Source organism: Brenneria populi (assembly GCF_036016195.1).
GTDB classification, from domain to species: domain Bacteria; phylum Pseudomonadota; class Gammaproteobacteria; order Enterobacterales; family Enterobacteriaceae; genus Brenneria; species Brenneria populi.
Genome location: NZ_JAYWTM010000001.1, coordinates 974,551 through 986,693, shown reverse-complemented (window position 1 = coordinate 986,693; position 12,143 = coordinate 974,551). Strand labels below are relative to the sequence as shown.

Sequence of the window (12,143 nt, the reverse complement as noted above, 5' to 3'; positions counted from 1 at the left end):
ATTTTATCTATCATATACTTTCCATTCCTCGCCTGCTGCGGTGGCGGCGTCTTCTGTCCCAATATGGCGCGGCGCTGCGGGACATTGGTCTGGCGTAGCGGCTGGCATATAATAGCGCCGCGCATGATAACTTTTTTATTGCCATACCCTAAATGTCTTAAGGATACCAGCGTGACGCCTACCATCGATCTATTACGACAGCACCGTTCCATCCGCGCCTTTACCCGGCAAACGCTGACGGACGAACAGCGCGGCGCGATTATCGCCGCGGCGCAAAGCGCCTCCAGTTCCAGTTTCTTGCAGTGCAGCTCCATTATCCGCATTACCGATCCGGCGATTCGGCAGGCGCTGGCCCACTATTCCGGCGATCAGGAGTATGTGGCGCAAGCGGCGGAATTTTGGGTGTTCTGCGCGGATTTTCACCGCCATCTGCAGATCTTTCCGCAGGCCGAAACCGGAATGGCGGAACAGTTGCTGATCGGCTGCGTGGATACGGCCATCATGGCGCAAAACGCGCTGGTCGCCGCAGAGTCGTTAGGGTTGGGCGGCGTGTTTATCGGCGGGATCCGCAACAACATCGCGGAAGTCACCGCCTTGCTGAAACTGCCGCAACAGGTGCTGCCGTTGTTCGGTCTCTGTCTGGGCTACCCCGATGCCGATCCGCTGTTGAAGCCGCGTTTACCGCCGGAAATCGTCGTACATGAAAACGCCTACCGGCCGCTCGATGGTGAAAAATTGGCCGAATATGACCAGCGGATAGTGGAGTACTACCTACAGCGAACCACGCAGCGTCGCGATAGCTGGAGCGAACATGTACAGCGCACGCTGAAAAAGGAGCTGCGCCCGTTTATGTTGGACTACTTACGCCGGCAAGGGTGGGCGGTGCGTTAGTCCGCGCGTCGCCGTTGTTTTGCGCCCCCCGGCGGCAGGGCGAACAGAACACGCCGGACGTGTTTTTCACCGCGTAAGGCGTTGCCCGGAGGTGGGCAGGAGAGCCCGCCATAAATCTATTGGGTATAGGACATTTATGAAGATTGCGATTCTGTCTCGTGATGGCTCGTTATATTCCTGCAGACGTCTGCGTGAAGCGGCGGAGGAGCGCAAACATCGAATTGATATTATCGATCCGCTCTCCTGCTACATGAATATCAATCCGGCGGCGCCGTCGGTGCATTATCAGGGGCGCCGGCTGGTGAAATACGACGCGGTTATTCCGCGCATTGGTTCGCAAATTACGTTTTATGGTACGGCGGTGCTGCGCCAGTTTGAAATGCTGGGGAGTTTTCCGCTGAACAACGCCGTGGCGGTTATCCACGCCCGCGACAAACTGCATTCGCTTCAGCTCCTGGCCAGCGCCGGAATCGATCTCCCGGTTACCGGCTTCGCCCATTCGCCGGACGATACCAGCGACCTGATAGATATGGTCGGCGGGGCGCCGCTGGTGGTTAAGCTGGTGGAAGGCACGCAGGGGATCGGCGTTGTGCTGGCGGAAACCCGTCAGGCCGCGGAGAGCGTTATCGACGCCTTTCGCGGGCTGAATGCCCATATTCTGGTGCAGGAGTACGTTCGGGAGGCGCAGGGGCGGGATATCCGCTGTCTGGTGATCGGCAACCGGGTTGTGGCGGCCATCGAACGCCAGGCCAAGGCCGGGGAGTTCCGCTCCAATCTGCACCGCGGCGGATCGGCAGGCAAGGTGCAAATTACCGCCCGCGAGCGGGCCATTGCCCTTAAGGCCACGAAAACATTGGGACTGAACGTCGCGGGAGTGGATATCCTGCGCGCCGATCGCGGACCTTTAGTAATGGAAGTGAACGCCTCTCCGGGGTTGGAGGGCATCGAAAGCACCACCGGCATTGATATCGCCGGCATGATCGTTGAATTTATCGAACAGCATACCCGGGCGTTATCGGTGAATAAAAGTTAGCCTCCTGAGCCGGCGGCGGCGGGCATAAAACAGTCCGCCATAAAATAGCAATTCGCTATTTGGTGATTTCTCGCGAGTTAAAGCGTGTTTATCATGGCATCGGAACGCAATATTCCGTAAGCTATGAGCCCTTTTTTACAACAGTCGGTATGAGGCAAAATAATGGATTCACTCATCGTCCCGGATTTGGCTATGCTACGGCGGTGGCTGGATCAATTAAATATTCTGTTTTTCGAGTGCGACTCCTGTCAGGCGCTTCATTTGCCGCACATGCAGAATTTTGACGGCGTATTTGATGCGAAGGTCGATCTGGTGGATAACGTGGTGCTGTTTTCGGCGCTGGCCGAGGTTAAGCCCAGCGCGTTGATCCCGCTGGTGGGCGATCTGAGCCAAATCAACGCCAGCTCCCTGACGGTAAAAGCCTTTATCGATGTTCAGGATGATAACTTGCCGAAGCTGATCGTCTGTCAGTCGTTCAGCGTCGCCGCCGGTATGACGCTGGAACAGTTCAGGCACTTTATGCAGCAATCGGAAGAACAGATCTCGATGGTCATTTTAGAGGCCGGAGCAAATAATCTTCTGTTTGTTGGCGATGAAGAAGACGCCTCTGCTAGTAGAGTAAATACCTCCTTTCTGCATTGAAACCATTGCTGCCAATGGCAGCAATTAGTTTTTCTTATTTAATATCAACCGTCATTTATTCTGCATTTTTGCCGTTTTCACCGAGCATTAATTGGCGTTTATCGGCTATCTCCCATATTGCATAGATAAAATATGAATAAATAATCGATAAAACTCATTTTTTACGTTCGGCTATGGTACGGCTGGCGCGGTGCGGTTATGCTTAATTTCTGTAACAGTTTCGCGATATGGTCGTATTTATGACGGGGTCTACTACACTGATTTCAACGTAGATATCCGGGAAATGATGAAGAATATAACCGCTTGCCATCGCGACGGCATAGACGCAGGGCGAGTTTTGTATCCGACGGATATATACTCTAAATAATTCGAGTCATTAAGTTTACTTTCATAAATCACATCCTGGTATGGAGGAAGGAACGGATGTTCACCCAACGTAAAAAATGGTTATCGGGTGTTGTTGCTGGCTTGATGATGGCCGCGTCCGTCACCGCATCTGCGGAAGAGAAAGTGCTGCATGTTTACAACTGGTCCGACTATATCGCGCCAGACACGTTGCAGAATTTCCAGAAGGAAACGGGCATTAAAGTGGTTTATGACGTGTTTGACTCCAACGAGGTATTGGAGGGCAAACTGATGGCCGGCAGCACCGGGTTTGATTTGGTTGTGCCTTCGGCAAGTTTCCTGGAGCGTCAGCTCGCTTCCGGCGTATTTCAGCCATTGGATAAAAGTAAGCTGCCGAACTATAAAAATCTCGATCCTGAACTATTGAAACTGATTGCTCAGCACGATCCGGATAATAAATATGCGCTGCCGTATTTATGGGCGACCACCGGCATCGGCTATAACGTGGATAAAGTCAAAGCGGCGCTGGGCGCCGACGCGCCGGTTGACAGCTGGGATCTGGTGCTGAAGCCGGAAAACCTGGAAAAGCTGAAGAGCTGCGGCGTCTCTTTCCTGGATGCGCCCGAAGAGATTTTCGCCACCGTATTGAACTATCAGGGTAAAGATCCCAACAGCGGCAAGGCGAACGACTACACGACCTCGGCGACGGATCTGCTGCTGAAGCTGCGTCCCAATATCCGCTATTTCCATTCTTCTCAGTACATCAACGATCTGGCGAACGGCGATATCTGCGTCGCCATCGGCTGGGCCGGCGACGTGATGCAGGCGGCCAACCGCGCCAAAGAAGCCAAGAACGGCGTCAATATTCATTACAGCATCCCGAAAGAGGGAGCGCTGGCGTTCTTTGATGTTTTCGCCATTCCGGCCGATGCCAAAAATGTCGATTCCGCCTATCAGTTCCTGAACTATCTGTTGAAGCCGGACGTCATCGCCAATATCAGCAACCATGTCTATTACGCTAATGCGAATAAAGAAGCGGTGCCGTTGGTGAACGAAGATATTCGCAACGATCCCGGTATCTATCCGCCGGCGGACGTGCGCGCCAAGCTGTTTACGCTTAAGGTGCAATCGCCGCAAATCGACCGCACCCGTACGCGCGCATGGACCAGGGTAAAAAGCGGCAAATAGGCGTTTTTCATCCTGAAGCTAGGCAAACAGGCGGCGAATACCGCCTGTTTGCACGATTAATTTATCGCGTCGCCGCTTGATGCGCCCAAAGGCCGCGTCATTGCCTGAAGCCAGAGGCGGCGGCTTGTTCTGCTTTGCCGGAGAGCAATACGAAGTGAGTGAATCCATTCCCCGTCCTCAGCCCAAACCCCAAAAAGCGGTTACGCCGCTGCTGGAAGTCCGTAATCTAACCAAGTCCTTTGATGGGCAGGCCGCGGTCGACGACGTCAGTCTGACAATCTATAAGGGCGAAATATTCGCTCTGCTAGGCGCATCCGGCTGCGGTAAATCCACGCTGTTGCGTATGCTGGCCGGTTTTGAACATCCCACTCAGGGGCAGATTGTCCTCGATGGTCAGGATCTGTCTCTGGTGCCGCCTTATCAGCGCCCCATCAATATGATGTTTCAGTCCTATGCGCTGTTTCCCCATATGACGGTGGAAAAGAATATCGCCTTCGGTTTGAAGCAGGATCGCCTCTCGCGCGCCGAGATCAAAGACCGCGTGCAGGAGATGCTGACGCTGGTGCATATGCAGGAGTTCGCCGGCCGCAAACCGCATCAGCTTTCCGGCGGCCAGCGCCAGCGCGTGGCGCTGGCCCGCAGCCTGGCGAAACGCCCCAAATTATTGCTGCTGGATGAACCCATGGGCGCGCTGGATAAAAAACTGCGCGACCGTATGCAGCTCGAGGTGGTCGATATTCTGGAGCGCGTCGGCGTGACCTGCGTCATGGTGACGCACGATCAGGAAGAGGCGATGACGATGGCCGGCCGTATCGCCATCATGAACCGCGGCAAGTTTGTGCAGATCGGCGAGCCGGAAGAGATATACGAACATCCGAATACCCGCTTCAGCGCCGAGTTTATCGGTTCCGTCAATATGTTCGAAGGCGTGCTGACGGAGCGCCGGGACGATGAGTTGATTATACGCAGCCCCGGGCTGGTCCATCCGCTGAAGGTCGATTCCGATGTGTCCATCGTCGACGGCGTGCCGGTGTATATCGCCTTAAGACCGGAGAAGATCATGCTGTGCGACGAGACGCCGGCCGACGGCTGTAACTTCGCCGTCGGGGAAGTGGTGCATATCGCTTACCTGGGCGACCTGTCGATTTATCACGTCAGGCTGAACAGCGGGCAAGTCATCAGCGCGCAGTTGCAGAATGCCTATCGCTATCGCAAGGGCGCGCCGACCTGGGGCGACGAAGTGCGGTTGTGCTGGGAAGCTGATAGCTGCGTGGTGTTGACGGTATAGCGGGGGATCGCATCATGACTCTATTTTCTGAACATCGCGCCGCCGTGCCGCCGGCAGAGGAGCGGGGGCGCTTCGCCATGCTGATAGCGCGCTGGCGCCAGAAGCACGGACGCAAGCTGGTTATTGCGCTGCCTTATTGCTGGCTGCTGCTGCTGTTTATGCTGCCGTTCCTGATTGTATTCAAGATCAGCCTGGCGGAGATGGCGCGCGCGGTGCCGCCGTATACCGACCTGATCTCCTGGGCGGACGATAAGCTGGATATTTCGTTAAACCTCGCGAACTATCTGCAGTTGCTGAGCGATCCGCTGTATGTCGAAGCCTACCTGCAGTCCCTGCAGGTTGCGGCGGTATCGACGCTGTGCTGTCTGCTGATCGGTTATCCGCTGGCCTGGGCCGTGGCGCACAGCAAGCCTTCCACCCGTAATATTTTACTGTTGCTGGTGATTCTGCCCTCTTGGACATCGTTTCTTATTCGCGTGTATGCCTGGATGGGGATATTGAAAAATAACGGCGTGTTGAACAACTTTCTTATGTGGCTGGGGGTTATCGATCAGCCGCTGGTGATTCTACATACCAACCTGGCGGTATATATCGGCGTGGTCTACTCCTATCTGCCCTTTATGGTCTTGCCGATCTATACCGCGTTAACGCGGCTGGATTATTCGCTGGTGGAAGCCTCGCTCGATTTGGGGGCCCGCCCGATGAAAACCTTTTTCAGCGTTATCGTCCCCTTGACGAAAGGGGGAATCATCGCGGGTTCGATGCTGGTCTTTATTCCCACCGTGGGCGAGTACGTGATCCCGGAACTGCTGGGCGGTCCCGACAGCATCATGATCGGCCGTATCCTGTGGCAGGAGTTCTTTAATAATCGTGACTGGCCGGTCGCTTCGGCGGTGGCGATTATCATGCTGCTGCTGCTGATTATGCCGATTATTTGGTTCCACAAACATCAAAGCAGAACGGCGGAGGGAGAGGCATGAACAATTTGCCGGTAGTGCGTTCGCCGTGGCGCATTGTTATTCTGGTTCTGTGTTTTACCTTTCTCTACGCCCCAATGCTGATGCTGGTGATTTACTCATTCAACAGCTCCAAGCTGGTGACGGTATGGGCGGGATGGTCGACGCGCTGGTACACCGAACTGTTCCATGATTCGGCGATGATCGGCGCGGTGATGCTTAGCCTGACGATCGCCGCCGCCTCCGCCACCATGGCCGTAGTGTTGGGCACGCTGGCGGCGGTGGTGATGGTGCGTTTTGGGCGCTTCCGCGGCGCCAACGGCTTTGCCTTTATGCTGACCGCGCCGCTGGTTATGCCGGATGTGATCACCGGGCTTTCCTTGCTGTTGCTGTTCGTCGCGCTGGGGCATGCCATCGGCTGGCCGGCGGAGCGGGGAATGTTCACTATCTGGCTGGCGCATGTGACCTTTTGTACCGCTTATGTTACGGTCGTCATCAGCGCGCGCCTGCGGGAGTTGGATCGCTCTATCGAAGAGGCGGCGCTGGATCTGGGCGCCGCGCCGCTAAAAGTGTTTTTCGTTATTACGGTGCCGATGATTGCGCCGGCCCTGATTTCAGGCTGGCTGCTGGCGTTTACCCTGTCGTTGGACGATCTGGTTATCGCCAGTTTCGTCGCCGGGCCGGGTTCCACCACGCTGCCGATGCTGGTGTTCTCCAGCGTAAGGATGGGGGTTAATCCGCAGATTAACGCGCTCGCTTCTTTGATACTGTTGGTCGTCGGCATTATTGGTCTTATCGCCTGGTGGTTTATGGCCAGAGCCGAGAAACAGCATCAGCGCGATATGCAGAAGGCCAGGCGGGGTTAATTCGCCGTCTGTTCCGGTTGCCGGGCCGCCGTTAACAACAACGCCACCTTCGTCTGGTGGCGTTGTTGTTCTATCTAAAGGGAGAAACTGGCGATTTTGTACAGCAAAAGCGAACGTATGACGCGCAAAAAACAGGCTCCCGTTCCGGTTATGGTGGCGGGCATCGCTATTATTGCGCTGCGTTTCCTTGGCGTCTTACTGCTGTTCTGGGAACTGGGGCCGAGCGAACTGGGGGACTGGATGGCAAGCAGCGTGCGCGAGTGGGACGCCATGCTGGTTTTGCTGCTGTCGCTGCTGGCGATCGGCGTGGAGATACGCTGCGGTCTGGCCGTGCTTGCCGGGGCTGACTGGGGCCGCTGGGGATATGTGGCCTGCCAGTGCCTGGTGACGCTGTATATGCTTCTTGCCTCTTTCAGCGAGTATTTCCCCGCGATATTTCATATTCCCGGCGATGACAATCTGGCTGTATTGCGCCAGCTGTTATTACAGCGGATCCCCGATCTGCTGGTTATCGCGCTGCTTTTTCTGCCTCGACGCTCGCGGCGTTTTTTTACTCGTCCCGTCCCTGAGACTCGCCCTGCGGGCCGCCGCAAGCGGCGTTGAAAAACGCGCCCGGCGTTTTTTCTGCGCGGAGATGCGGCGCTGTGGTGGTACAATCCGCGCCATTCCGTTTTTTACCCTTATCGTTAGATTTTTTCTATGCATTGTGCGCGCTATAGCGCGGGAACCTGTCATTCCTGCCAGTGGCTGGCAAAGGCCTATCCACAACAACTCGCTGATAAACAGCAACATCTCGCCGATCTGTTACGGTCGCGTTCGGTTCAGCAGTGGCTGCCCGTCTGTCCGTCGGCGCCGTCCGCTTTTCGCAACAAAGCGAAGATGGTGGTCAGCGGCAGCGTTGAGCGGCCGCTGCTGGGAATATTGCAGCGCGATGGCACGGCGGTCGATCTGTGCGACTGTCCGCTCTATCCCGCCGGCTTCGCTCCGGTGTTTGCGACGCTGAAGGTCTTTATCGCCAGGGCGGGGCTGACGCCCTATAACGTCTCGCGCCGGCGCGGCGAATTGAAATATATGCTGCTGACGGAAAGCACCTGGCGCGGCGCTTTTATGCTGCGTTTTGTGCTGCGATCGGAAAGCAAACTCGAACAGCTGCGGGCGGCATTGCCCTGGCTGCGACGGCAGCTTCCCCAGCTTGAGGTGATCTCGGTAAATATTCAGCCGGTGCATCAGGCGATTATGGAAGGGGAGAGGGAAATTATACTCAGCGACGCCTCCGCGCTGGCGGAGCGGCTTAATCATGTTCCGCTCTATATCCGTCCGCAAAGTTTCTTCCAGACCAACCCGCAGGTGGCCGCCGCGCTCTACGCCGCCGCCCGCGACTGGGTGGCGCAGCTCAAGGTTAGCAGTATGTGGGATCTGTTCTGCGGCGTCGGCGGATTTGGCCTACACTGCGCTTCGCCGGCGATGCGGCTGACGGGCATCGAGATCAGCGCCGAAGCCATCGCCTGCGCGCGGCTCTCCGCCGAACGGCTTGGCCTGACGCGCATAGCGTTTCAGGCGCTGGATTCGACGCGGTTCGCCACCGCCAACGCCCAGGTTCCGGATCTGGTGCTGGTGAATCCGCCGCGGCGCGGGATCGGCCGCGAGCTGTGCGACTATCTGAGCCGTATGGCGCCGCAGTATATCCTCTATTCCAGCTGCAATGCCGAAACTATGGTGAAGGATATGGATGACTTGGAGAATTACCGCGTTCTACGGGTGCAGCTGTTCGATATGTTCCCGCATACGGCGCATTACGAAGTGTTAACGCTGTTGCAAAGAGACGATCGGGGTCGATAGCGGGGGAAGGGGAGACAAGGCGCTACGCGGCGTTTACGGCCGCGCGGCGCCGCGAGGATTTATTGCGGGAACCACTTATCGCTGATGGTTTTGTAAGTGCCGTCGGCTTTGATTGCGTCCAGCGCGTTATTCAGTTTTTCCAGCAGCGCCTTGTCGTTCGGACGAACGGCAATGCCCAGCCCGGCGCCGAAGTATTCGGGATCCGTGACGTGTTGCCCCACGGTAGCCAGCGACGGGTTGTTTTTAATCCACTCGTTTACGACGGCGGTATCGCCGAATACGCCGTCGATGCGGCCGTTTTTCAGGTCCAGCACGGCGTTCTGATAGCTGTCGTAAGCCACGGTTTTGACTTCCGGATGCTTGTCGTTCATGTACTTCTGGTGGGTCGTGCCGTTCTCCATGCCGATACGTTTACCCTTCAGCGCGGCGAAATCGCTGAATTTCCCTTTTTGAGCGATCACCACCGCCGAGTTGGCGTAGTATGGCTGGGTGAACGCCACCTGCTTGCTGCGCTCCGGAGTGATATCCATTCCCGAAATCACCGCGTCGTAGCGGCGGAATTTCAGGGCGGGGATCAAACTATCGAACGCCTGATTGGTAAATGTGCAGCTGGCCTGCATCTGTTTACACAAAGCTTTCGCCAGATCCATATCGAACCCGACGATTTCGTTGTTCGCATCCAGGGATTCGAACGGCGGATAGGTCGCCGATGAGGCGAAGCGGATAGTGTCTGCGGCCGCGGCGCTGAATGTTATCCCCGCCAGTAATGTGGCGACCAATAATTTTTTCATGTACACACTCCAGTCTGTTTTTCTTTGACGCGCACGGAACTCTCTCCGTACGCGAATTCCGGCTTGGCGGCGGACGCGTTGCCGCCAGATGTATTTAAAATCATTAAGCAGTCGCCGCTCGGCCCGCCGCGGCGCCATGCTGATACCCAAAAACGTCGTCAGTTCCTGCGCTCAAACGCCAGCGCGCGCCGCTCGATCAAGCGCATCAGCAAAGTCAGTATGCCATTGACGCAAAGATAAATGATGCCCGCCGCGCCGAAGACCATCACGTCGTAAGTGCGTCCATACATCAGTTGGCTATATCCCATGACCTCCATCAGCGTAATGGTGTAGGCCAGAGAGGTGCTTTTGAATACCAGCACGACTTCATTTGAATAGGATGAAAGCGCGCGTTTAAAGGCAAACGGCAGCAGGATGTGCAGCGTCTGTTTCTTCGACATGCCCAGCGCGGCGCAGGATTGCCACTGCCCGTCGGGGATGGCTTTTATCGCGCCGTAGAATAGCTGGGTGGTGTAGGCGGCGCTATTGAGCGCCAGGGCGATCATGGCGCACAGCCAGGGCTGCGACAGTAGGTGCCATAGCCACGGAATCTGCTGGATGGAGGTAAACTGGCCCGGGCCGTAGTAGATAAGAAAGATTTGCACCAGCAGCGGCGTTCCGGTAAACAGCGTGATGTAGCCTTTCGTCAGGGCGGCGCATACCGGGACTTTCAACGTCAGAACGATAGTCAGCAGCAGCGACAGCGCCAGAGCGACGATGATGGCGACCGCGGTAAGCGTCAGACTGGTATGCAGGCCTTTAAGCAGCTCAGGCAGATAATTGAGCATCAGGAAGGCCTCCGTTCGAAACGCGTGGTTCGCGACTCAATCCGTTTGATGACGTATTGGCTTAGCAGCGTGATGGCTAAATAGATCGCCGCGGCGATCACATACCAGGTAAAGGGCTCCTGCGTCCGCGTGGCGATACTTTTCGTTTGCAGCATCAGATCGTTTACGCTGATGAGCGACACCAGCGCCGTATCCTTCAGCAGCACCATCCACTGGTTGCCCAGACCCGGCAGGGCGTGGCGCCACATCTGCGGCATAATCAGGCGGATAAAAATGGCCGATTTGCTCAATCCCAACGCCTGACCGGATTCCCACTGTCCCTGAGGCACCGCTTTCAGCGCGCCGCGCAGCGTTTGCGAAGCGTAGGCGGCATACAGCAGGGCCAGCGCGATGACCCCGCACAGAAAGGGGCTCACTTCAAAGGTTTCGATATTCAGTTTGACCGGAATCTGCGCCAGATAAAGATTCAGCGTAAAGCCGTCCGCCAGCGTCATGAGCAGTTGGGATGAGCCGAAGTAGATAAACAGCACCACCAGAATTTCCGGCAGGCCGCGTAATAACGTCACCAGCGCGGTGCCGCACCAGCCGACCGCTTTCCAGCGGGATGTTTCCCAGACGGCAAACAGCATGGCGAGCATCAGCCCAAGCGTCAGCGCGGAAACGGCAAGGCCGACGGTCATCCCGGCGGCGCTTGCAATAGGTTGAAATTCAATCATTGAGAGTCGGATTACTGCTGAAACCATTTTTGATGGATGGCCTGGTAAGTGCCATCCTGCTTGATTTTGTCGAGCGCTGCGTTGAATTTTTTCAACAGTTCATCGTTGTTCTGACGCACGGCGATGCCCAGACCGATGCCGAAATAGTCTTTATCGGTGACGCTGTGTCCAACGGCCGCCAGGCTGTCGTTCTGTTTCAGCCATTCATTGACCACGGCGGTGTCGCCGAATACCGCTTCCAGACGGCCGTTTTTCAGGTCCAAAACCGCGTTCTGATAGCTATCGTACGGCACGGTGATAATGTCGTTGTGTTTATCCATCAGGTATTTCTGGTGGGTGGTGCCGTTTTGCACGCCGACGCGTTTGCCCTTCAGCGCGGCGATATCGGCCACCTTGTTTTTCTGGGCGATGAACAGCGCGGAGTTATCGTAGTAAGGTTGGGTGAAGGCGACCTGCTGCTGGCGTTCCGGCGTGATATCCATCCCGGCGATAACCGCTTCAAAACGACGGAATTTCAGGCCGGGGATCAGGCTATCGAATGCCTGATTGCTGAATGTGCAGGTGGCCTGCATCTCTTTGCACAGCGCGTTGGCTAGGTCGATGTCAAAACCCTGAATCTTATTGCCGGCATCGACGAATTCGAACGGCGGGTAGGAGGCTTCGGTGGCGAAGCGGATATTATCCGCTGCGCCGGCGGAAAGGCTGACGACAGCGAGCAGGGATGCGGCGATTAATTTTTTCATCATTATTTTCCTGATATT

Annotated in this window: 13 protein-coding genes; 9 read left to right on the top strand and 4 right to left on the bottom strand. The window is 56.1% G+C overall.

The window, feature by feature from the left end; translation table 11 throughout:
- Positions 1 to 171: 171 nt before the first annotated feature.
- The 9 genes from nfsA to rlmC all read left to right on the top strand — a co-directional run bounded on the left by nfsA (position 172) and on the right by rlmC (position 9,048).
- Positions 172 to 891 carry an oxygen-insensitive NADPH nitroreductase gene (gene nfsA, locus VSX58_RS04445; protein WP_327616979.1) on the top strand — a complete coding sequence of 240 codons (720 nt, stop codon included), beginning with the start codon at positions 172 to 174 and terminating at the stop codon, positions 889 to 891.
- 136 nt (positions 892 to 1,027) lie between these two features.
- Positions 1,028 to 1,924 carry a 30S ribosomal protein S6--L-glutamate ligase gene (rimK, locus tag VSX58_RS04440; RefSeq protein WP_327613259.1) on the top strand — a complete coding sequence of 299 codons (897 nt, stop codon included), beginning with the start codon at positions 1,028 to 1,030 and terminating at the stop codon, positions 1,922 to 1,924.
- A 162-nt stretch (positions 1,925 to 2,086) separates the two neighbouring features.
- On the top strand, positions 2,087 to 2,566 hold the full coding sequence (locus VSX58_RS04435; RefSeq protein WP_327616978.1) for a type III secretion system chaperone family protein: 480 nt from the start codon (positions 2,087 to 2,089) through the stop codon (positions 2,564 to 2,566).
- A gap of 423 nt (positions 2,567 to 2,989) precedes the next feature.
- Positions 2,990 to 4,099 carry a spermidine/putrescine ABC transporter substrate-binding protein PotF gene (gene potF, locus VSX58_RS04430; RefSeq protein ID WP_327616977.1) on the top strand — a complete coding sequence of 370 codons (1,110 nt, stop codon included), beginning with the start codon at positions 2,990 to 2,992 and terminating at the stop codon, positions 4,097 to 4,099.
- A 154-nt stretch (positions 4,100 to 4,253) separates the two neighbouring features.
- Complete coding sequence (potG, locus tag VSX58_RS04425; RefSeq protein ID WP_327617072.1) at positions 4,254 to 5,387, top strand: putrescine ABC transporter ATP-binding subunit PotG; 1,134 nt, start codon at positions 4,254 to 4,256, stop codon at positions 5,385 to 5,387.
- Between the two features lie 14 nt (positions 5,388 to 5,401).
- Positions 5,402 to 6,367: a putrescine ABC transporter permease PotH gene (gene potH, locus VSX58_RS04420; RefSeq protein ID WP_327616976.1), complete on the top strand. Its 966-nt coding sequence runs from the start codon at positions 5,402 to 5,404 to the stop codon at positions 6,365 to 6,367.
- Positions 6,364 to 7,209, top strand: coding sequence for a putrescine ABC transporter permease PotI (potI, locus tag VSX58_RS04415; protein WP_327613263.1), 846 nt, complete (start codon positions 6,364 to 6,366; stop codon positions 7,207 to 7,209). The genes potH and potI overlap by 4 nt, the downstream gene beginning before the upstream one ends.
- Positions 7,210 to 7,326: 117 nt before the next feature.
- Entirely contained in the window at positions 7,327 to 7,812 is a 486-nt protein-coding gene (locus tag VSX58_RS04410; protein ID WP_327616975.1) for a YbjO family protein, read from the top strand.
- A 96-nt stretch (positions 7,813 to 7,908) separates the two neighbouring features.
- A complete protein-coding gene (gene rlmC, locus VSX58_RS04405) occupies positions 7,909 to 9,048 on the top strand; it encodes a 23S rRNA (uracil(747)-C(5))-methyltransferase RlmC (RefSeq protein ID WP_327616974.1) in 1,140 nt (379 codons plus the stop codon).
- 59 nt (positions 9,049 to 9,107) lie between these two features.
- Here the strand turns inward: rlmC and artJ (VSX58_RS04400) are convergent, their stop codons facing one another.
- The 4 genes from artJ (VSX58_RS04400) to artJ (VSX58_RS04385) form a co-directional block, all read right to left on the bottom strand.
- Positions 9,108 to 9,839 (bottom strand): arginine ABC transporter substrate-binding protein, encoded by a 732-nt coding sequence (artJ, locus tag VSX58_RS04400; RefSeq protein WP_327613266.1) that lies wholly within the window; start codon positions 9,837 to 9,839, stop codon positions 9,108 to 9,110.
- Between the two features lie 158 nt (positions 9,840 to 9,997).
- Entirely contained in the window at positions 9,998 to 10,666 is a 669-nt protein-coding gene (gene artM, locus VSX58_RS04395; protein WP_327613267.1) for an arginine ABC transporter permease ArtM, read from the bottom strand.
- Positions 10,666 to 11,382: an arginine ABC transporter permease ArtQ gene (gene artQ, locus VSX58_RS04390; RefSeq protein ID WP_327616973.1), complete on the bottom strand. Its 717-nt coding sequence runs from the start codon at positions 11,380 to 11,382 to the stop codon at positions 10,666 to 10,668. Before artQ ends, artM begins: the two co-directional genes overlap by 1 nt.
- An 11-nt stretch (positions 11,383 to 11,393) precedes the next feature.
- On the bottom strand, positions 11,394 to 12,125 hold the full coding sequence (gene artJ, locus VSX58_RS04385; protein WP_327617071.1) for an arginine ABC transporter substrate-binding protein: 732 nt from the start codon (positions 12,123 to 12,125) through the stop codon (positions 11,394 to 11,396).
- Positions 12,126 to 12,143 lie beyond the last annotated feature (18 nt).